21 protein-coding genes are annotated in these 21,044 nt (G+C 60.5%); 11 read left to right on the forward strand and 10 right to left on the reverse strand.

All coding sequences use genetic code 11. The features are described 5' to 3' along the window. Window positions 1-140: 140 nt before the first annotated feature. The 3 genes from gatA to JJQ51_RS26150 form a co-directional block, all read right to left on the reverse strand. Window positions 141-1,622, reverse strand: a complete 1,482-nt coding sequence (gatA, locus tag JJQ51_RS26140) for an Asp-tRNA(Asn)/Glu-tRNA(Gln) amidotransferase subunit GatA (protein WP_152094284.1) — start codon at window positions 1,620-1,622, stop codon at window positions 141-143. Window positions 1,623-1,679: 57 nt separating this feature from the next. Beyond that, window positions 1,680-1,967: an Asp-tRNA(Asn)/Glu-tRNA(Gln) amidotransferase subunit GatC gene (gatC, locus tag JJQ51_RS26145; RefSeq protein WP_015339557.1), complete on the reverse strand. Its 288-nt coding sequence runs from the start codon at window positions 1,965-1,967 to the stop codon at window positions 1,680-1,682. Window positions 1,968-2,054: 87 nt separating this feature from the next. Next, window positions 2,055-2,765 (reverse strand): metal-dependent hydrolase, encoded by a 711-nt coding sequence (locus tag JJQ51_RS26150; protein ID WP_145631346.1) that lies wholly within the window; start codon window positions 2,763-2,765, stop codon window positions 2,055-2,057. Window positions 2,766-2,882: 117 nt separating this feature from the next. Here JJQ51_RS26150 and ruvX point away from each other — a divergent pair, with 117 nt between their 5' ends. Further along, on the forward strand, window positions 2,883-3,380 hold the full coding sequence (gene ruvX, locus JJQ51_RS26155) for a Holliday junction resolvase RuvX (RefSeq protein ID WP_095434546.1): 498 nt from the start codon (window positions 2,883-2,885) through the stop codon (window positions 3,378-3,380). On the opposite strand, the gene JJQ51_RS26160 is transcribed toward ruvX, so the two are convergent. The 6 genes from JJQ51_RS26160 to JJQ51_RS26185 all read right to left on the reverse strand — a co-directional run bounded on the left by JJQ51_RS26160 (window position 3,314) and on the right by JJQ51_RS26185 (window position 7,037). After that, entirely contained in the window at window positions 3,314-3,649 is a 336-nt protein-coding gene (locus JJQ51_RS26160; RefSeq protein ID WP_152096427.1) for a DUF6105 family protein, read from the reverse strand. The genes ruvX and JJQ51_RS26160 overlap by 67 nt on opposite strands. Further along, a complete protein-coding gene (locus tag JJQ51_RS26165; protein WP_269245492.1) occupies window positions 3,646-3,819 on the reverse strand; it encodes a hypothetical protein in 174 nt (57 codons plus the stop codon). The genes JJQ51_RS26160 and JJQ51_RS26165 overlap by 4 nt, the downstream gene beginning before the upstream one ends. Window positions 3,820-3,948: 129 nt before the next feature. Continuing rightward, complete coding sequence (locus JJQ51_RS26170; protein WP_269245493.1) at window positions 3,949-4,605, reverse strand: TetR/AcrR family transcriptional regulator; 657 nt, start codon at window positions 4,603-4,605, stop codon at window positions 3,949-3,951. A gap of 153 nt (window positions 4,606-4,758) precedes the next feature. Further along, a complete protein-coding gene (locus JJQ51_RS26175; RefSeq protein WP_112723131.1) occupies window positions 4,759-5,058 on the reverse strand; it encodes a type II toxin-antitoxin system RelE/ParE family toxin in 300 nt (99 codons plus the stop codon). Continuing rightward, window positions 5,048-5,293: a type II toxin-antitoxin system ParD family antitoxin gene (locus JJQ51_RS26180; protein WP_113351557.1), complete on the reverse strand. Its 246-nt coding sequence runs from the start codon at window positions 5,291-5,293 to the stop codon at window positions 5,048-5,050. Before JJQ51_RS26180 ends, JJQ51_RS26175 begins: the two co-directional genes overlap by 11 nt. Window positions 5,294-5,378: 85 nt before the next feature. Then, window positions 5,379-7,037 carry an acyl-CoA dehydrogenase family protein gene (locus tag JJQ51_RS26185; RefSeq protein ID WP_113351592.1) on the reverse strand — a complete coding sequence of 553 codons (1,659 nt, stop codon included), beginning with the start codon at window positions 7,035-7,037 and terminating at the stop codon, window positions 5,379-5,381. 185 nt (window positions 7,038-7,222) lie between these two features. Here JJQ51_RS26185 and JJQ51_RS26190 point away from each other — a divergent pair, with 185 nt between their 5' ends. The 10 genes from JJQ51_RS26190 to rpmG all read left to right on the forward strand — a co-directional run bounded on the left by JJQ51_RS26190 (window position 7,223) and on the right by rpmG (window position 18,834). After that, window positions 7,223-8,179, forward strand: a complete 957-nt coding sequence (locus JJQ51_RS26190) for an aspartate carbamoyltransferase catalytic subunit (protein WP_113351558.1) — start codon at window positions 7,223-7,225, stop codon at window positions 8,177-8,179. After that, window positions 8,176-9,465, forward strand: a complete 1,290-nt coding sequence (locus JJQ51_RS26195) for a dihydroorotase (RefSeq protein WP_113351559.1) — start codon at window positions 8,176-8,178, stop codon at window positions 9,463-9,465. Before JJQ51_RS26190 ends, JJQ51_RS26195 begins: the two co-directional genes overlap by 4 nt. Window positions 9,466-9,499: 34 nt before the next feature. Then, a complete protein-coding gene (gene plsY / locus JJQ51_RS26200; RefSeq protein ID WP_113351560.1) occupies window positions 9,500-10,117 on the forward strand; it encodes a glycerol-3-phosphate 1-O-acyltransferase PlsY in 618 nt (205 codons plus the stop codon). After that, complete coding sequence (gene dprA, locus JJQ51_RS26205; protein ID WP_113351561.1) at window positions 10,117-11,265, forward strand: DNA-processing protein DprA; 1,149 nt, start codon at window positions 10,117-10,119, stop codon at window positions 11,263-11,265. Before plsY ends, dprA begins: the two co-directional genes overlap by 1 nt. A 278-nt stretch (window positions 11,266-11,543) precedes the next feature. Beyond that, window positions 11,544-14,216, forward strand: a complete 2,673-nt coding sequence (gene topA, locus JJQ51_RS26210) for a type I DNA topoisomerase (RefSeq protein WP_113351593.1) — start codon at window positions 11,544-11,546, stop codon at window positions 14,214-14,216. Continuing rightward, window positions 14,213-16,591 carry a ribonuclease R gene (gene rnr, locus JJQ51_RS26215; RefSeq protein WP_113351562.1) on the forward strand — a complete coding sequence of 793 codons (2,379 nt, stop codon included), beginning with the start codon at window positions 14,213-14,215 and terminating at the stop codon, window positions 16,589-16,591. The genes topA and rnr overlap by 4 nt, the downstream gene beginning before the upstream one ends. A 32-nt stretch (window positions 16,592-16,623) precedes the next feature. Next, entirely contained in the window at window positions 16,624-17,079 is a 456-nt protein-coding gene (locus tag JJQ51_RS26220; RefSeq protein WP_113328958.1) for a DUF983 domain-containing protein, read from the forward strand. Between the two features lie 35 nt (window positions 17,080-17,114). Beyond that, window positions 17,115-17,393 (forward strand): hypothetical protein, encoded by a 279-nt coding sequence (locus JJQ51_RS26225; RefSeq protein WP_113328959.1) that lies wholly within the window; start codon window positions 17,115-17,117, stop codon window positions 17,391-17,393. Beyond that, complete coding sequence (locus JJQ51_RS26230; protein WP_069614950.1) at window positions 17,386-18,570, forward strand: MFS transporter; 1,185 nt, start codon at window positions 17,386-17,388, stop codon at window positions 18,568-18,570. Before JJQ51_RS26225 ends, JJQ51_RS26230 begins: the two co-directional genes overlap by 8 nt. A gap of 96 nt (window positions 18,571-18,666) precedes the next feature. After that, on the forward strand, window positions 18,667-18,834 hold the full coding sequence (rpmG, locus tag JJQ51_RS26235; RefSeq protein WP_003587245.1) for a 50S ribosomal protein L33: 168 nt from the start codon (window positions 18,667-18,669) through the stop codon (window positions 18,832-18,834). An 825-nt stretch (window positions 18,835-19,659) separates the two neighbouring features. Here rpmG and JJQ51_RS26240 read toward each other — a convergent pair. Then, window positions 19,660-21,033, reverse strand: coding sequence for a PleD family two-component system response regulator (locus JJQ51_RS26240; protein WP_113351564.1), 1,374 nt, complete (start codon window positions 21,031-21,033; stop codon window positions 19,660-19,662). Between the last annotated feature and the right edge of the window lie 11 nt (window positions 21,034-21,044).

Consider the following 21,044-nt stretch of genomic DNA (forward strand, 5'->3'; position numbering starts at 1 on the left):
AAATGTGATGGCGTTCGGGCGGAATATTGGCATGTGCAAAAGGGCCGCCCGGATTTCCGGACGGCCCTTCCGATAAGCGGCGTCAGATGTCGCGAAGCTTGACGGGATTGGTCATCAAGCCGTTCGTCTCATTGTGGTGCTTACCACCACTTCGCCGGCGTGAACTTGCCAGCGGCCTGTTCGATGACGTGGGCGGTTTTGAAGAGGGTTTCCTCTTCGAACGGCTTACCGATGAGCTGCAGGCCGAGCGGCAGGCCCCTCGGGTCGAGGCCGGCGGGGACGGCGATGCCCGGCAGGCCGGCCATGTTGACCGTCACCGTGAAGATATCGTTCAGGTACATCTTCACCGGATCCGAAGCCAGGTCCTCGTCGGCGATGCCGAAGGCCGAGGATGGCGTGGCGGGAGTGAGGATCGCGTCGACGCCGGCGTTGAAGGCCAGCTCGAAATCGCGCTTGATCAGCGTGCGGACCTTCTGCGCGCGCAGGTAATAGGCGTCGTAGTAACCGGCCGACAGAACATAGGTGCCGATCATGATGCGGCGCTTCACTTCCTGGCCGAAGCCGGCAGCGCGCGTCTTTTCATACATGTCGACGATGTCCTTGCCGTCGACGCGCAGGCCGTAGCGGACGCCGTCGTAGCGGGCGAGGTTCGAGGATGCCTCGGCAGGGGCGACGATATAGTAAGCCGGCAACGCATATTTCGTGTGCGGCAGGGAGATGTTGACGATCTCGGCGCCGGCATCCTTCAGCCAGGCGATACCCTGCTGCCAGAGCGCTTCGATCTCTTCCGGCATGCCATCGACGCGATATTCGTTCGGAATGCCGATCTTCATGCCCTTCAGCGACTGGCCGAGCGAGGCTTCATAATCCGGCACCGGCAGGTCGACGGAGGTCGTATCTTTCGCATCGACGCTTGCCATCGACTTCAAAAGGATGGCGGCATCGCGCACGTCGCGGGCGATCGGGCCGGCCTGGTCGAGCGACGAGGCGAAGGCGACGATGCCCCAGCGCGAGCAGCGGCCATAGGTCGGCTTGATGCCGACGGTGCCGGTGAAGGCTGCCGGCTGGCGAATGGAGCCACCCGTATCCGTGGCCGTTGCGCCGGCGCAGAGATGCGCTGCAACGGCTGCGGCCGAACCGCCGGACGAGCCGCCTGGAACCAGCTGCTGGTTCGAACCCTCGGCACGCCAGGGGTTGATCACCGGGCCGTAATAGGAGCTCTCGTTGGAGGAGCCCATGGCGAACTCGTCCATGTTGAGCTTGCCGAGCATGACGGCGCCGTCGTTCCAGAGGTTCTGCGTGACGGTCGATTCATAGCGCGGCTTGAAGCCATCAAGAATGTGGCTGCAGGCCTGGGTGTGGATGCCCTCGGTGCCGAACAGGTCCTTGATGCCAAGCGGAATGCCTTCGAGCGTACCGGCCTTGCCGGCGGCAAGACGCGCATCCGAGGCCTTGGCCATCTCGCGCGCCTTGTCGGGCGTGACAGCGATATAGGCATTGAGCTGGCCATTGGCTGCATCGATCGCCGAGATATAGGCCTCGGTCAGTTCGGTGGCGGTAATCTGCTTGGCGCGCAGCTTGTCGCGGGCTTCGGCAATGGTCAGGCTGGTCAGTTCGCTCATTTTGTTTCGCTTCAGATCTGGAATTGGGCAACGGGTCGGAAAGGCTCGAAAGAACCGTTATTCGACGACTTTGGGCACCAGGAAGAAATTCTGATCGGTATTCGGCGCATTGGCGACGATGTCGGCAGCCTTGTTGCCGTCGGTGACTTCGTCGGTACGCTTCTTCATCGCCATCGGGGTTACCGAGGTCATGGCTTCGACGCCATCGACATTCACTTCGGAGAGCTGCTCGACGAAGCCAAGAATGCCGTTAAGCTCACCCATCATCCGCTGCGCTTCGTCTTCATTGACGGCGATGCGGGCAAGATGGGCGACGCGTTTGACAGTGGCGAGATCGACGGACATGGCATTCTCCGGATAGCAAGATTATCCACCGAAAGTGGATTTGCTTCACGCTATAAAGGCCATGCCCGCCATACGCAACGGGTATCGTCAGGCAGAAATGCTCTCACCCGCCTTCGGTGCGGCAACCGCAGTCTTCGAGCCTTCCATGCCGGCGATGAACTTTTCCGGGGTCTGGTCGATGATCGGGAACGTGCCATAATGGCAGGGGATGGCGGTCTTGAAGTTGAAGAAGCGCTGGCAGGCAAGTGCTGCCACCGCGCCGCCCATCGTAAAACGGTCGCCGATCGGCAGGATGCCGATATCGGGCTGATGCAGTTCATTGATCAGCGCCATATCCGAGAAGATATCCGTATCACCCATATGGAACAGCGTCGGCTCGTCATCGAAATGCAGCATCAAGCCGTTCGGATTGCCGAGCGCATGGGAAACGCCGTCTTCGGTGATCTGGGCGGAGGAGTGCAGCGCATTGGTAAAGGTGGCCGAGAAGCCGCCGAGGCCGACCGTGCCACCGGTATTACCCATTTCCAGCTTCTCGACGCCCTTGGTGCCGAGCCAGGAGGCGAGATCGGCATTGGCGAGAACGACGGCGCCGGTATCCTTGGCGATCTGAACCGTGTCACCGACATGGTCCGCATGGCCATGCGTCAGCAGGATATGAGTCACGCCCTGAGCAACGTCCTTGATGTTGAGACCGGCGGCCGCAAAGGAAGAATTGTAAGACAGAAATGGATCGATCAGTATTTTTGCCGTCGCCGTTTCGATGCGAAAAGCGGAGTGGCCGAGCCAGGTGATCTTCATTGGATTTCTCCTTATGACTTGATTTGAAATGTGAGGCTGGTGTCTAGGAGATATCTCAAACCGCAACAAAGAAAAGCGGTTAGGACTTCAATTTGTTTTGACAGGAGCAGTACCCTGATGACGACGCTGACCATCGAAGATCTAGCCGTGATGCTCCTGCCCGGTCAGCCGATTGCCGGTCTCGACCTCGGCACAAAGACAATTGGATTGGCCATGTCGGATCTCGGGCGGCGTTTCGCCACGCCTCGCCCCGTCATCAAGCGCGTGAAATTCACCCAGGATGCCGAAACATTGCTCGCCTTCGCCGAGAAGGAAAAGGTGGCGGCCTTCGTCATAGGACTCCCGATGAACATGGATGGCTCCGCCGGGCCGCGCGTGCAGGCGACACGCGCCTTCGTGCGTAGCATGTCGGAAAAGACCGCTCTGCCCTTCGTCTTCTGGGACGAGCGGCTTTCGACCGTTGCGGCCGAACGGGCGCTGTTGGAAATGGACGTCTCGCGGGCCAAGCGCGCCGAGCGCATCGACTCGGCGGCGGCAAGCTTCATTCTTCAGGGAGCCTTGGACAGGCTATCGGCGCTCGGCAGGGCCGCCTTGCCCGATTCGGACGCCTCCTGACGGCGCTTCCACCATCCGATGATAGTTGCCCGGCGGCGAAAGCCGTAGATTGCGAAGACCAGCAGGCTGTCGAAGGCGATCGCACGCGCGACCAGCGGCGGGATGGTTTCCGGCGGAATACCGAGGATCTTGCCGTAGATATCGAACACCAGATCGTGCATCTGCCGCGTCAGCATGAAGATGCCGAAGCTCATGTCGTAGTACGACAGATAATACCATGCCCCGAGAAACGAGACCGGTCCGGCCCAGCAAATCAACAACCACTTCATGCGGTACCCCTTCGACGCTGAAATTGCGTCGTGCCAGCCGAAAGGACGAGCCAGTTCGACAGCGCCATGGCGCTCAACACCATCGCGGGCAGCGTTATATCTAGTGCGAGCACGGCAAAGAACATCACCGTGGTAACGAGAAACACTAATTTAGCGGGTTTCAACCCCATGGCTGCACGCTTGATGGTTAACTAATCGTTCTCCGACAGTGACGAGTTAACCGCTGCGGCGCAATGTAAACCATTTGTTAAGGTTAACGGCGAAGCGAGCCTGTGGATATCCCTGCCCGACGGCTGGCATCAGCCGTAAACGCCGCGCACGATCCGCTTCAAGGCCGTTGCCGCCTTCTCCCAATCCTTGCCGTTCTTCAAGACGAGGCCGGCGCATTGGTCGCTAACGGCCGCAGCTAGGACGATATGCTGGATGGCCGCAAAGATCATGGCATTGACGGCCTGAGCATCGACGCCCTTGGGCGGCACGAGCGAGCCGCGCATGCGCTCGATCCAGCCGGCGAGCGCCTTGGATCGAGCCTCGGACAGGCGGCGCACCTGCTCGCTATTCTCGGAGACTTCCCAGGCGACGATGCGGCGCATGAGGGGATCGGCGCGCAAAGCATCGAGAAACAGCATCGAAAGCCGCTCCATCAGATCGCCATAGGTTAAAAGGAACATGCCGCCGGTATCGTCCGGAATGCGATCGGTGACCCAGCTGCCGAGATCGGTGCCGATGGCCTCCACAAGGCCATTCAAGCCGCCGTAATAGCGGTAGATCAGCTGCTTGTCGCAGCCGGCACCGCGGGCCACCGCATTGATACCGAAATTCTGGAATCCCTCCTCCGCCAGCAGCCGTTTGGCGGCATCCAGGATTGCCTGTTCCGTCGCGGCGCGATTGCGCACACGCTTTTCCACGACTGGCATTTCTACCGGAATTTTAACGGCAGTATTTGCTGGGGACATCGACTCGACTCCAATCTGTCACCGACCGGTGAATAGCAAGCCAAGTCGCCTCGAACAATAAATCTGACAAGGCTCACGTCCGCCAACCGCGCGAATCCACAGATTAGAGATATTGACCAAATCACACTGTCGTTCCGGATGCCAGACATCTCTTCAAAGATGCCGACCGACATCCATTCGCCGGTGCAATATGCGAATGATCGCGACCTCGCCATCCCGTAAAAGATAGTAGATCACATGAGAGCCTACGGCATATTTGAAATAGCCGTCACGGATGTCAGTCGCGCGACCAATTTTCTCGCCGGACGCTAACCCCTCGAAAGCTGCAACGATTTCAGCATGGTAGATCTCAGCTTGCCTTACAGACCAGTTCTCGACCGTATATCGCCAGATACCTTCAAGATCCGCCACCGCAAGCGGCGAAAGACCGCACTTGCGAGGCCTATTCACCATAGGTCGCGCGCATTCGCTTGAGGAATGCGGCGTTATCGAAGGAAGCAACCTCCCCGGACTCTTCCCCGGCGATCAACGCACTCTGCAGATGCTTGACCTTTGCCTCGTGCTCTTCAAGCAGGCGCAAACCTGCGCGAACAACATCACTGGCAGAGCCATATCGCCCTGTCTTTATCTGCGCTTCGATGAAGGCGCTGAAATGATCTCCCAGCGAAACGGATGTGTTGCGAGCCATGAAGCCCTCCTACGGATACCAATAGATAATAAATACTGGTATCGCATCAATCAAGGATACTGGCTACGCAGCCGACAGCATGGTTTTATGTCGCTGGCGGATACAGCAGATCGACAATGTAGCTGGCATCGAAGCGTGAATCGAGCATGCCATAGGTCGCACGCCAGCCACCGGCGAGACGCGTCTCGATGAAGGCATCGGCGATCTTGCCGGCTCCGAGGCGATAAAGCTCGGCGGCACCGGCCGCGAGCGCCATCTGCTCGACCAGCAGGCGGGCAGCGCCCTCATCCTGCTCGCATAGCGCCATGGCGGCGCGCAGGACATCGATGGTCTTCTTGCCGGCGGGGCCGAGATCGCGGGAGAGACCGGCAAAGACAGTCTCGAACAGGTCCCTGCCCCGGTTCAACACGCGCAAGACATCGAGCGCCATGACATTGCCGGAGCCTTCCCAGATCGCGTTGACCGGGGCTTCACGGTAATGGCGGGCGATCGGGCGCTCCTCGATGTAGCCGCTACCGCCGATGCACTCCATGGCTTCGTAGATCAGCGCCGGCGCGATCTTGCAGCACCAGTATTTGGCAACCGGCGTCATGACGCGCGCATAGGCGGCATCTTCGCTGCTGCCGCTTGCCTTGTCGAAGGCCTCGGCCAGGCGGAAGGCGAGCGCGGTTGCTGCGGCGACATCAAGTGCCATATCGGCGAGCACGCGCGTCATGATCGGCTGATTGACCAGCATCTTACCGAAGACACTGCGACCGCGCGCATGGTGCACGGCTTCGGCGAGCGAGGCACGCATGATACCTGCAGAGGCCAGAGCGCAATCGAGCCGCGTCAGCGTCACCATATCCAGGATCGTGCGGATGCCCGCATCGGGCGCGCCGAGCAGGAAGCCGAACGTGTCGGTAAACTCGACTTCCGACGAGGCATTCGAGCGGTTGCCGAGCTTGTCCTTCAGCCTCTGGAAATGCAGGCCGTTGGCGGAGCCATCCTCCAGCAGCCGCGGCACCAGGAAGCAGCCCATGCCCTCCTTGGTCTGGGCGAGCATAATGAAGGCATCGCTCATCGGCGCCGACATGAACCACTTGTGACCCGAAAGCCTATAGATGCCTTCGCTGACCTTGTCGGCACTTGTCTTGTTGGCGCGCACATCCGTGCCGCCCTGCTTTTCCGTCATGCCCATGCCGATGGTGACGGCGCTCTTCTGCATGGCGGGCTTGTTGGACGAATCGTACTTGCGCGACAGGATCTTCGGCGCCCAATCCTTCTGCACCGCCGGCGATGCCATCATGGCGGCGACCGAGGCGCTGGTCATCGTAAGGGGGCAGAGATGACCGCACTCAAGCTGCGCAGTCAGATAGAAACGGGCCGCGCGCAGCTTGTGGGACTGGCCCTTCGCCTCGGGATCGGCCTGCGCATCCCAGATCGAGGAATGCAGGCCCATCGCCATGGAGCGGCGCATCAGCGCGTGCCAGGCCGGATGGAATTCCACGACGTCCAGACGCTCGCCACGCGGCCCATGGGTGCGCAGCTGCGGCGTGCCCTGGTTTGCCATGCGCGCCAGTTCCTGCGCCTCGTGCGAAGTGACGAAACGACCGTGCTGCTCCAGCTCTTCCCGGATCGAACGCGGCAGGCCGGAGGTGAGATCGACGATCAGCGGATCGGAACGATAGGCATTGATGCCGGTCCAGAGGCTCGGCTGGTTCAGGTCGGCAAAGGGGTCGTCAGTCCGGGTCGGTTGGGTCATGAATCGCTTGTAGAGCAAGTGGGTTGGAAAGGGAAACCGGAAGTTACGTCTCCCACCGGCATAGCTCCTGTAGCGGGATTCGGGCGAAATTGCATGGGGAACACGCAGCCTCGGCGCACGCCGCCGCTTGCCCCATCGGCGCTCCCTCTTTATAGACCGCCTGACGAAATCCAGAGGGCAGGTTCATGGTCTTCTTTCCCCACCGCCACCTCATCGGCATCAAGGGCCTCACCGAGCAGGATATCACCTATCTTCTCGACAAGGCCGACGAGGCGGTCAAGATCAGCCGCCAGCGCGAGAAAAAGACGTCGACGCTTCGCGGCCTGACGCAGATCAATCTCTTCTTCGAAGCATCGACGCGCACGCAATCCTCTTTCGAACTGGCCGGCAAACGGCTCGGCGCCGATGTGATGAACATGTCGGTCGGCAATTCTTCGGTCAAAAAAGGCGAGACGCTGATCGATACGGCGATGACGCTGAATGCGATGCGGCCTGATGTGCTTGTCATCCGCCACTCCAGCGCAGGCGCCGCCGCACTTCTGGCGCAAAAGGTGTCCTGCTCCGTCGTCAACGCCGGCGACGGCCAGCATGAGCATCCGACCCAGGCCCTGCTCGACGCACTGACCATCCGCCGCGCCAAGGGCAAGCTCTCGCGCATCATCGTCGCCATCTGCGGCGACGTGCTGCATTCGCGTGTGGCCCGCTCGAACATCCTCCTTCTCAACGCCATGGGTGCGCGCGTCCGTGTCGTCGCACCCGCCACGCTGCTGCCGGCCGGCATTGCCGACATGGGCGTCGAGGTCTTCCATTCGATGAAAGAAGGGCTGAAGGATGCCGACGTCGTCATGATGCTGCGTCTGCAGCGCGAGCGCATGTCGGGCGCCTTCGTGCCTTCGGTGCGCGAATATTATCACTTCTACGGCCTCGACGCCGAGACGCTCAAGGTCGCCAAGGAGGATGCACTCGTCATGCATCCAGGTCCGATGAACCGCGGAGTGGAAATCGCCTCTGAGGTGGCCGACGGCCCGCAAAGCGTCATCGCCGAACAGGTCGAGATGGGCGTCGCTGTGCGCATGGCTGTGATGGAGACCCTGCTCGTTTCACAGAACCAGGGACCTCGCACCGAGGGAGTGGGCGCATGAGCAACTCGATCGTCCTCCAGAACGTCCGGATCATCGACCCCTCGCGCGATCTCGACGAGGTCGGCACGATCGTCGTCGAAGACGGCGTGATCGTTGCCTCAGGCAAGGATGCGAAGAACCACGGCATTCCCAAAGGCGCGACCGTTCGCGATTGCAATGGCCTCATCGCCATTCCTGGCCTCGTCGACGCGCGTGTGCATGTCGGCGAACCCGGCGGCGAGCATCGCGAAACAATTGCCTCCGCCAGCCGTGCAGCGGCAGCCGGTGGCGTCACCTCCTTCATCATGATGCCGGACACAGATCCGGTCATCGACGATATCGCCCTGGTCGAATTCGTCCGGAAGACGGCGCGCGACACGGCCGTCGTCAATGTCTATCCGGCAGCGGCCCTTACCAAGGGGCTTGCCGGCGAGGAGATGACGGAAATCGGCCTGCTGCGGGAAGCGGGAGCCGTCGTGTTCACCGACGCCCATTCCAGCGTCCACGACAGTCAGGTCCTGCGCCGCATCATGACCTATGCGCGCGAATTCGGCGCTGTCATTTCCTGCGAGACGCGCGATAAATATCTCGGCGCCAACGGCGTCATGCATGAGGGCCTGCTGGCAAGCTGGCTCGGGCTCTCGGGCATCCCGAAAGAAGCCGAACTGATTCCGCTGGAACGCGACCTTCGCATCGCGACGCTGACGCGCAGCCATTACCACGCTGCTATGATCTCGGTGCCGGAATCAGCAGAGGCGATCCGTCTCGCCCGCTCGCGCGGCGCCAAGGTCACCTGCGGCATCTCGATCAACAATCTCGCCCTCAACGAGAATGACATCGGCGAGTACCGGACCTTCTTCAAGCTCTACCCGCCGCTACGCTCCGAGGATGACCGCACGGGCATGATCGAGGCGTTGGCGGACGGCACGATCGACATCATCGTCTCCTCGCATGATCCGCAGGACGTCGATACGAAACGCTTGCCGTTCGGAGAAGCGGAAGACGGTGCGGTTGGGCTGGAAACCCTGCTTCCGGCAGCGCTCCGGCTCTATCACAGCGGTCAGGTCAGCCTGATGCGGCTCGTCGATGCGCTCTCCACGCGACCGGCGCAGATCTTCGGACTTCCCGCCGGCACGCTGAAGCCCGGCGCAAAGGCCGATATCGCTCTTGTCGATCTCGACGAGCCTTGGCTTGTCGCAAAAGACATGCTTTTGTCGCGCTCGAAGAATACGCCCTTCGAGGATGCGAGAATGAGCGGCCGGGCGGTTGCAACCTATGTCGCCGGCAAGCTGGTTCACAGTCTCTAAGGCAAGCGCCAGGGTTTACGGAGAATAAGACGCGATGGCTGATTTCTGGACTTGGCAGCTTACCCTGCAGACCGCGCTTGCCGCCCTCGTCATCGGCTATCTGCTCGGCTCCATCCCCTTCGGCCTGTTGCTGACCCGAATGGCCGGTCTCGGCGATGTGCGCAATATTGGTTCGGGCAATATCGGCGCAACCAATGTGCTGCGCACTGGCAACAAGGGGCTTGCAGCCGCGACCCTACTGCTCGATGCCTTCAAAGGTACGGCGGCCGTCCTGATCGCCGTGCATTTCTTCGGCGAGGATGCCGGTGTGCTCGCCGGCTTCGCCGCCTTCATCGGCCACATCTTCCCGGTCTGGATCGGCTTCAAGGGCGGCAAGGGTGTCGCCACCTACCTCGGCATCTTGCTCGGCCTCGCGCCGCTGATGGCTTTGATTTTCGCCATCGTCTGGCTGGCGATCGCCTTTACCACGCGCTATTCCTCACTTTCCGCACTGGTTGCAACTCTTGTCATCCCGGTTGTATTGTGGATATTGGGCGTCGACAAGATCGCCGCTGTCATGGCGCTGATGACCGTCATCTCCTGGTATAAGCATAGGGCAAACATTGCTCGGCTGACTGCGGGAACGGAAGGCAAGATCGGAGCAAAGGGATAATGGATACTGGCAGCGCAAGACGGACAGGAGTTGCGCTGACCGAAAAACAGAGGATCGCCTGGCTCAGGCTCATCCGCTCCGACAATGTCGGTCCGTCCACCTTTCGTGACCTCATCAATCACTATGGTTCCGCCGAAGCTGCGCTAGCCATGCTGCCGGAGCTTTCGCAACGCGGTGGCTCGACGCGCAGCGTCCGTATCGCCGACGAACGGGATGCATTGCGAGAACTGGAAGCGGCGCATCGTTTCGGAGCGCGCTTCGTCGGCATCGGTGAACCGGACTATCCCCCTGCCCTTCGCGAGATCGATGGCGCTCCACCGCTGCTGGCCGTCAAAGGCAACATGTCTGTAGCTACCAAGCCGGCTATCGGCATGGTCGGCTCCCGCAACGCCTCAGTCAGCGGCGCGAAATTCACCGCCATCATCGCGCGCATCTGCGGTGAAGCAGGCTATGCAGTGGTTTCCGGGCTCGCGCGCGGCATCGATACGGCAGCCCATCGCGCGAGCCTCTCAACGGGCACGATCGCCGCTATGGCGGGCGGGCTGGACCAGCCTTATCCACCCGAGAATATCGGCCTGCTCAACGATATCTGGGACGGTAACGGACTTGCCGTGAGCGAGATGCCGTTCGGCTGGGAGCCTCGGGCGCGCGATTTTCCGCGCCGCAACCGCCTGATATCAGGCATTTCACTCGGTGTCGTTGTTGTCGAGGCGGCAACCCGATCCGGCTCGCTGATAACAGCACGTCTGGCCGGAGAATTCGGCAGGCTTGTCTTTGCCGTTCCCGGCTCGCCGCTCGATCCACGCTGCGAAGGGACGAACGGCCTGCTGAAAGACGGCGCGATGATCGTCGCGTCACCGGACGATATCGTTGAGGCGTTGCGACCGCTCGCCGAGCCGGACCTCTTTCGCCCGCGCCCCGCCGCGCCGCCCGTTGAAAGAAGCGGACCGCTCGCCGCGCCGCCCGATGACGCCGAGCGCGACCATATCGTCGAAACACTCGGGCCGACGCCGGTCGAAATCGACGATATCGTCCGCCACACCGGCTTATCGATATCGGCCGTTCACTCCGTTCTTCTCGAACTCGACATGGCCGGACGGCTGCATCGCCACCCCGGCGGACTTGTGTCGATCTCCATGCTGGATTGAAAACTGTGACGGGCATACCGATTCTGAGCATCGCATCGTCGCGCAAGCGCAAAAATCGCATTACAGTGCCGCGCGTCAGATATGACGCGCAAAGGTCGCTGTAACACGTTAAAGGTGCTGCATAATTTTAGCCTTCAATCGATTCCGATTTAAGGAATTATGCAGTAGCCTCTTGACCGCGACGATTTCCCTGTCCATGTCGGAAGGCCGGGAAGACGGAAAAACCCGGTATCTCCCGCGTCTTATACCGGCGCGACCTCGTATTCAGAGACTTGATGATGAACGTTGTAGTGGTGGAATCGCCTGCCAAGGCCAAGACAATCAATAAATATCTGGGACCCGGATATAAGGTTCTTGCATCCTTCGGCCATGTGCGCGACCTGCCCGCTAAAGACGGTTCGGTGCTGCCGGATCAGGATTTCGAAATGCTGTGGGAAGTCGATGGCGCCTCACAAAAGCGCATCAAGGACATCGCCGATGCGCTGAAAACCTCCGACGGCCTGATTCTCGCGACCGACCCGGATCGCGAGGGTGAAGCCATTTCCTGGCATGTACTCGACGTGCTGAACAAGAAGCGTGTCATCAACGGCAAGCCGGTGAAGCGCGTCGTCTTCAATGCCATCACCAAGAAGGCGGTGCTCGACGCCATGGCCGAGCCGCGCGACATCGACGTGCCGCTGGTGGACGCCTATCTCGCCCGCCGCGCCCTCGACTATCTCGTCGGCTTCAATCTATCTCCGGTCCTGTGGCGCAAGTTGCCAGGCGCCCGTTCGGCTGGTCGCGTACAGTCCGTCGCCCTTCGCCTCGTCTGCGATCGCGAGTCGGAGATCGAACGCTTCATCTCGGAAGAATACTGGAACCTCTCGGCGATCCTGAAGACGCCACGCGGCGACGAGTTTGAAGCGCGTCTGGTCTCCGCCGACGGCAAGCGCCTGCAGCCGCGCGCGATCGGCAACGGCGAAGAGGCCGGCAAGCTAAAGGCCCTGCTCGAAGGCGCCTCTTATGTCGTCGACACGGTCGAGGCAAAGCCGGTCAAGCGCAACCCCAGCCCGCCATTTACCACTTCTACGCTGCAGCAGGCCGCCTCCTCGAAGCTCGGTTTCTCGGCCTCGCGCACCATGCAGGTGGCGCAAAAGCTCTATGAGGGCGTCGATATCGGCGGAGAGACCGTCGGTCTCATCACCTATATGCGTACCGACGGCGTGCAGATGGCCCCGGAAGCGATCGATGCGGCACGCCGCGCCATCGCCAATCAGTTCGGCGACCGCTACCTGCCGGAAAAGGCGCGCTTCTATTCCACCAAGGCGAAAAACGCCCAGGAAGCGCACGAAGCGATCCGCCCGACCGATTTCGACCGCGTGCCGGATCGCATCCGCAAATTCCTCGATGACGACCAGCTGAAGCTCTATGACCTGATCTGGAAGCGCGGCATCGCCAGCCAGATGGCTTCGGCCGAAATCGAGCGCACGACCGTCGAGATCCTGGCCGATAACGCCGGCAAGAAGGCCGGCCTGCGCGCCGTCGGCTCCGTCATTCGTTTCGACGGCTTCATCGCCGCCTATACCGATCAGAAGGAAGATGGCGAGCAGAGCGACGACAGCGAAGAAGGCGGTCGTCTGCCGGAAATCAATGCCCGCGAAAACCTCGCCAAGCAGAAGATCAACTCGACCCAGCATTTCACCGAACCGCCGCCGCGCTATTCGGAAGCATCGCTGATCAAGAAGATGGAAGAGCTCGGCATCGGCCGCCCCTCCACCTATGCGGCAACGCTCGCAACGCTGCGTGACCGCGATTATGTGACCATCGACAAGCGCAAGCTGGTGCCGCAGGCCAAGGGACGGCTGGTGACGGCTTTCCTCGAAAGCTTCTTCACCAAGTATGTGGAGTATGATTTCACGGCCGATCTCGAAGAGAAGCTCGACCGCATCTCCGCTGGCGAGCTGAATTGGAAGGACGTGCTGCGCGACTTCTGGCGTGATTTCTTTGCCCAGATCGAGGACACCAAGGAACTACGCGTCACCAATGTGCTCGATGCACTGAACGATGCGCTGGCGCCGCTTGTCTTCCCGAAGCGCGAGGATGGCAGCGATCCGCGCATCTGCCAGGTGTGCGGCACGGGCAATCTCTCGCTGAAACTCGGCAAATACGGCGCCTTCGTCGGCTGCTCGAACTATCCGGAATGCAATTATACCCGCCAGCTTTCGTCGGAAGGCGGCGCGGAAGCCGAATCCAACGGACTAAACGAGCCGAAGGCTCTCGGCGCCGATCCGGTGACCGGTGAAGAGCTGACGCTGCGTTCGGGCCGCTTCGGTCCCTATATCCAGCGCGGCGACGGCAAGGACGCCAAGCGCGCCTCCCTGCCGCGCGGCTGGAAGCCCGAGGATATCGATTATGAGAAGGCGATGGCGCTGATCTCGCTGCCACGCGATATCGGCAAGCATCCGGAAACCGGCAAGATGATCTCTTCCGGCATCGGCCGCTACGGGCCTTTCCTTCTGCATGACGGCAGCTATGCCAACCTCGAAAGCGTCGAGGATGTCTTCACCGTCGGTCTCAACCGCGCGGTGACGCTGATTGCCGAAAAGCAGAGCAAGGCAGCTGGCGGCAAGGCACGCGGCGGCACACCGGCAGCACTGAAGGAACTGGGCGAACATCCGGATGGGGGCGGCGCGATCACCGTTCGCGACGGCAAGTACGGCCCCTATGTCAACTGGGGCAAGGTCAATGCGACGCTGCCGAAAGGCACGGATCCGCAGGCGATCACGGTCGAGGAAGCTCTGGCTCTGATCGCTGCCAAGGCGGGTAAGAGCGGCGGCACCATCAAGAAGGCGCCTGCCAAGGCAAAGACCGCGGCAGCCGGCGCAAAAGCGACGAAAACGACCGCCAAGCCGAAGGCTGCCGCAAAGAAGCCTGCGGCCAAGACGGCAGCGAAAAAGAAGAGTGCAGAGTGAGCAGAGAACCGCGCGGCAGGATTTCATCGTCGGAGCGACGCCCCGGCAAGTCTGGTCGCGCGATCAAGCGGGGCGAGAGTGCAGAGCCGATGATGGCCATCATGCACGGCGTTCTGCCGCCGCGCGAGGTCATCCTGCGCTTTATCGCTGATCATCCGCAGCAGGCGTCCAAGCGCGAGCTTGCCAAAGCCTTCGGCCTGAAGGGTGAGAGCCGCGTCGCGCTGAAGGACCTTTTGCGAGAGCTCGAAGAAGAAGGCATGGTGCAGAAGAGCCGCAAGTCGCTCATCCGCCCCGGCGCGCTGCCACCGATCGCCGTGCTCGACATCACAACGCGCGACAAGGATGGCATGCTGATCGGCCGTCCCGCCGAATGGGCTGAGGAAAATGGCGTCGCGCCTGCCGTGTTGATCAAGCAGTCTTCCTCGCCGGCCGGCCGCAACGGCAAGGGCAAGGCGCCGGTCGCCGGCATGGGCGACCGCATTCTTGCGAAGATCTTCTCAGCCGTCGATCGCGGCGGCCCAGCCTATACGGCTCGCATCATCAAGGTCATCGACAAGCGGCAGGGCGCCTCCATGGGCGTCTTCCGCGAAACGCCTGGCGGCGGCGGCCGCCTGATGCCGATCGAACGGCGCGGCGAGGAGATGGTGATCGACCCGGATTATACCGGCGGCGCCAAAGACGGCGACCTGGTCGAAGTCGAAGTGGCGCGTCTCGGCCGCTTCGGCCTGCAGCGCGCCAAGGTTCTGTCGGTCATCGGCTCCGTCGCCTCGGAAAAGGCGATCTCGATGATCGCCATTCATGCGCACGGAATTCCACATGTCTTCCCCGCCGCCGTGATCACGGAGGCCGATGCCGCAAAGCCGGCCACCATGTCCCATCGCGAGGATTGGCGCAGCCTGCCGCTGATAACAATCGACCCGGCCGACGCCAAGGACCATGACGACGCTGTCTACGCCGAAATGGATCCCTCGCCCGACAATCCGGACGGCGTGATCGTCACCGTCGCCATCGCCGACGTCTCCTGGTATGTGCGTCCGAACTCGCCGCTCGACCGCGAGGCGCTGAAGCGGGGCAATTCGGTCTACTTCCCCGATCGTGTCGTGCCGATGCTGCCCGAGCGCATCTCCAATGATCTTTGCTCGCTTAAGGAAGGCGTCGACCGCCCTGCCCTCGCGGTTCGAATGATCTTCTCCAAGGAAGGCCGCAAGGCCGGCCATACCTTCCATCGCATCATGATGAAGAGCGCGGCCAAGCTTTCCTATCAGCAGGCGCAGGCGGCAATCGATGGCAAGCCCGACGACAAGACCGGTCCGATGCTGGACCCGATCCTGAAGCCGCTCTGGCACGCCTACAACATTCTTAAAAAGGGCCGTGACCGGCGCCAGCCGCTCGAGCTCGACATGCCCGAGCGCAAGATCCTGTTGAAGCCGGACGGCACCGTCGATCGCGTCTTCGTGCCGCCGCGCCTCGATGCGCACAAGCTCATCGAAGAGATGATGATCCAGGCGAATGTCGCCGCTGCCGAGACGCTGGAAAAGCGGAAGCAGGTACTGATCTATCGTATCCACGATGGCCCGACGCTCGCCAAGCAGGAGGTGCTGCGCGAATTCCTCGCCACCCTCGGCATATCGCTTGCCAAGGGCGGCAACGTGCGCGCCAACAGTTTCAACGGCATCTTGGCGAAAGCCGAGGGTACGGCGCATCAAACCATGGTCAACGAGATGGTGCTGCGCTCGCAGAGCCAGGCGATCTACAGCCCCGACAATATCGGGCATTTCGGCCTGAACCTGATGAAATACGCCCACTTCACCTCGCCGATCCGCCGCTATGCCGACTTGATCGTGCATCGCGCGCTCGTCGGCTCGCTCGGCCTCGGCGAAGGTGCGATCACGCCGGACGAAGAGGCGTCGCTCGACGATATCGCAGCTGAGATCTCGACCTTCGAGCGCCGTGCCATGGCCGCCGAGCGCGAGACCGTGGACCGGCTGATTGCTCATCATCTCGCCGGCCGTGTCGGTGCGGAATTTGAGGCCCGGGTCGGCGGCGTCACCAAGTCGGGACTTTTTGTCACCCTGCCGGACTATGGCGCCGACGGTTTCATCCCTATATCTACGCTCGGCACTGATTACTTCATTTATGACGAGGCGCATCAGGCGCTGACGGGTGAAAGGACAGGGCTCGGCTATCGTCTCGGCGACGATGTGACGGTGAGACTGGCGGAAGCCGTGCCGCTTGCCGGAGCCCTGCGCTTCGAAATGCTGAGCGACGGCAAGCCTATGCCGACGGCGGTGCGCTCCTTCCACAAGGCGACCCGCCGCAACAAGAGCCAGGCCCGCAAGGCGCCAGGCACGAGACCGCCGCGCGGCCGTAGATAAAAGGTGGCTGCCGGCACGGAGGAAGCGTATTCATGACGGGCAGCCCATCCGACTCTCCCATCCGCTTCGGCGGTTCAGACGAGAGCGAACGTCCGCTCGGACGGTCGATTTCCCGCGGCATGCTGAACCGCTGCCCGCGCTGCGGCACCGGCAAGCTCTTTCGCGCTTTCCTGAAGCCTGTCGACCGTTGCGCGGTCTGCGACGAAGATATTTCCCACCAGCGCGCCGACGACCTGCCGCCCTATCTGGTGATCCTCGTTCTCGGCCACATCATCGTCGGCGGCTACATGCTGACTGATATGACCTTCAAGCTGCCGCTCTGGGCGCATCTCGCCATCTGGGCACCGATCACCATTATCGCGGCGCTTGCCATCATCCAGCCGATTAAGGGTGGCGTCATCGGCCTGCAATGGGCGCTGCGCATGCATGGCTTCGGCGGCCATGATGACAGCCCGGAGGAATGGGATCAGGGGAACGATCGTTCGTGACGATAGGTGCCCGTCCCCGCAGCCGGCCAGCGCTCATGGCCGAAGTTGTCTTGCCACATCGCACTCTTCTATCGGGAATCGTCGTCGATTCGACCAATATTCGCCATTCGCGCGAGCTCGTTAATCAGCAACGGCTTGACATCGGCAACATTTCTTGTCTGAACATGCCCCGCGTCAAGGGGACCATTCCGGAGGGTTTGACCGATCTCATGAAAGCCGACCCGTCACCTGAATTTGGCCGAGCCGTGCCTTTCTATGTTCCGCGTCCGGATCGATTCGACCGTCTCATGCTCCAGGAATCAGTTTATGCTTGAACCGACGAACGACAAGGCCGGCCATGTCGAAGAAATTCACTGGCCCTCGCTCGTCGCAGCCATAGCGTCCGTATCCGCCGTCGGCATCGCCATCGGCCTTGGCCTGCCGCTTCTGAGTATCATTCTTGAAAAACGCGGCGTTCCCTCAAGTCTGATCGGGCTCAATACTGCGATGATGGGCGTCGCTTCGATGCTGGCAGCGGTCGTCACGACCAAGCTCGCGCACCGCTTCGGCGTCGTACAGACGATGATCTGGGCCGTCTTCCTGTCGGCACTGAGCTCGCTCGGCTTCTATTATGCGGAAAATCTGCTGCTGTGGTTTCCGCTGCGCATCGTCTTTCATGGGGCGACGACGACGCTGTTCATCCTGTCGGAATTCTGGATCAATGCTGCATCGCCACCTTCGAAGCGCGGCTTCGTGCTCGGGCTTTACTCCACCGTGTTCTCGCTCGGTTTTGCGGCCGGCCCCCTGCTCTTTTCCGTTGTCGGCAGCGAAGGCTTGATGCCCTTCATCATCGGCGCCTGCATCATTCTGGCTGCTGCCATCCCGATCTTCATCGCCCGCAACGAGAGCCCGATCGTCGACGAGAAGCCGGAGCTGCACTTCGTCCGCTACATCTTCCTGGTGCCAACGGCGACAGCCGCAGTCTTCGTGTTCGGCGCGGTCACCGTCGGCGGCGGCTCGCTCTTCACCAGCTATGCGACACGTCTCGGCTTCAACGAATCACAGGCCGCACTGCTGCTGACCGTCATGGGCGTCGGCAATTTCGTCTTCCAGATTCCACTCGGCCTGCTTGCTGACCGCATGCGCGACAAGCGGCCGTTGCTGTCGATCATGGCCACGATCGGGCTTGTCGGAGCGCTTCTGCTGCCCTCCCTAGCATCGAACTGGATCATTCTCGCGATCATCCTGCTCTTCTGGGGAGGCTGCGTTTCCGGCATGTATACGGTCGGGCTCAGCCATCTGGGCACGCGGCTGACCGGCGTCGATCTGGTGGCGGCCAACGCGGCCTTCGTCTTCTGTTACGCCGTCGGCATGGTTCTAGGGCCGCCGACGATCGGTACCGCCATGGATCTCGCCAATCCGAGCGGCTTTGCCTGGGCTGTGGCCTTTTTCTTCGGCCTTTATGTCCTGCTTTCGGGGATACGCCTGCTTTTCATGGGCAACAGAGGTTGACTTTTCGGGCGCGATTTGTATTTTCGCGCCAGAATTCGCCGTGGACCTCCGCACTGGCCGTCCACGGCGTTCATTTTTATTAAAGGCAGGACGACCATGGCCAAGGCTACCACCATCAAGATCAAGCTGCTGTCGACGGCCGACACCGGTTTCTTCTACGTCACGACGAAGAACAGCCGTACGATGACGGACAAGATGACGAAGACGAAGTACGACCCGATTGCTAAGAAGCATGTCGAGTTCAAGGAAACGAAGATCAAGTAAGTTTCCTAAACTTTAGGTTACAAAAAGGTGCTAAACCCTCGGGTTGGCGCCTTTTTTTGTTTTGGCGGTATCGTCTCGATCGTTGTCCGATTTTGCGACGTCAGTTAGAAAACTCCCGCGTGGAGCAATGGCCTGCCGTGTCGGTAGAAAAGAAAAACGCCGCCTTCGACGAACGAAGAGCGGCGTTTTAAAATTGGGGGCCGGCTAGCCTGCAAAACGGCACGAGGAACCGTTATCTTTCTGCCTGCCAGCCGACCGACCCCACGACCCAGGAGATGCGGCGGACCTGAGCATCATGGGGTATCTCGGAACCCTTGCGGGTTGTCCATGTACGAGACTAAATTCGCGCGAAACCGAAAGAAAATCAACAAATTCTTAATGATAAAAAATGCCTGTCTGCTCGGATGGTTAAAATTCATGACTTTGGTGGAAAGGAATGTCCGATAGTCTTAGTGAAATTAACTCAAGAAACTATCAAGAATAAAGTGATAATGCCTCCTTTGTTAGAAAAGATCGAATACAGATATTCAAGAGCATTTGAATATACAAATTACATTCAGTTAATCGGTCAACTTTCAACGGACATCTCATCAACACGCCGCCAACAAAACAAAACTATATGCCGATAAGACAAGAATATTTCGAAAGTACCCGAAAAGCGAAGGTATCTGGCGAATTCAAAAGTATAAGTATGCAGCGTTTCTTTAAAACAAGGCTATGTGACGATGCCCGCAGGATAAAGAACAAAAAATTTTGAACTGTTGTTCAAAACCTGAAAAATACCCTCAATATTCACGGGCGGCCGCATTTCTCCGCCATTCATCCCTAGGCCGCTGAAGCTACAACCCTATTGCGTCCTGCTCTTTTGGCCTCGTAAAGCGCAATGTCCGCCTGCTTCATCAACTGCTCCGGCGTCTCGATCGTCTCCAAACGGCACGAAATTCCGAAGGAAGCGGTGATGTTAAGCGCAACACCGTTTTCGCGTAATTTCACCGGCATATTTTCTACCGCAGCGCGTAGTCGTTCCGCGACCGCGGCGGCCGTATCGGCAGGCGTATCCGGCATAACCACAACGAACTCCTCGCCCCCATAACGGCATGCGAGATCTGCGCCGCGTACCGTGGAACGGATTCTCGCGGCGAATTCCTTGAGAACTTCATCGCCGGCATCGTGGCCATGGGTGTCGTTGACGGTCTTGAAGCGATCGATATCGGTAATCAATATCGAGAGCGGCCGGCCCCGCGCCAGGGAACGGTCGAAAAGCACCTTGAGGTGATTGTCGAGATAGCGCCTGTTATGCAGGCCAGTGAGCGCATCGGTGACGGCAAGCTCGATCGTCTGCTGTACGCTGGCGCGCAGGCGATCATTATAGCGTTTGCGGCGTATCTGCGTGAGGCAGCGCGCGACGAGTTCGTTCGGATCGATCGGCCGGACGATATAGTCGTTGACACCGAGATCCAGCGCGCGGACGATCATGTCGTCTGCGCCCTGCTCCGTCACCAGCAGCACGGGCAGAAAACGCGTGCGCTCCAGCGAACGAAGCTGCGAGCAAAGCCGCAGCGGGTCGTAGTCGTCGAAATTCGAATTGACGATGACCAGTTCGAACGCCCGTTCAGCAGCCTCGAACAGAGCGGCCTGCGGATCGGACATTGCGACGACCTGGGCGATCGGCTTGAGCGTGCGGATGATACGCTCCTGCGAATTGGCGCGGCCATCGACCAGCAGTACCTGGCCGGCTTCCTCGGTGCGGCCGTCGCCAGCCCGCATCAGATCGTCAATACCGAAATTGCGCGCAGTCTCGTTGCGCATATGCAGCTCGTCGCTCAATGTCTTCAAGCGAAGCAGGCTCTTGACGCGCGAAATGAGCTGCAGGTCGTTGACGGGCTTGGTCAGGAAATCGTCGGCACCGGCCTTCAGGCCGCGCACACGGTCGGCAGGCTGATCGAGCGCCGTGACCATGACGACGGGTATATGGGCGGTGCGGGGATCGGATTTCAGGCGTTCGCACACCTCAAAACCATCCATGCCGGGCATCATGATATCGAGGAGGATGAGATCGACCTGCGTGCCCGCGCAAATGGCGAGCGCCTTCAAGCCGTCTTCGGCTGTCAGCACTTCGAAATATTCGGCGAGCAGCCGCGCTTCCAGAAGCTTCACATTGGCCGGAATATCGTCGACTACCAGGATGCGTGCGGTCATCAGCTCTTCCC

It is taken from the genome of Rhizobium sp. AG207R (genome assembly GCF_027109195.1).
GTDB lineage: Bacteria > Pseudomonadota > Alphaproteobacteria > Rhizobiales > Rhizobiaceae > Rhizobium > Rhizobium dioscoreae.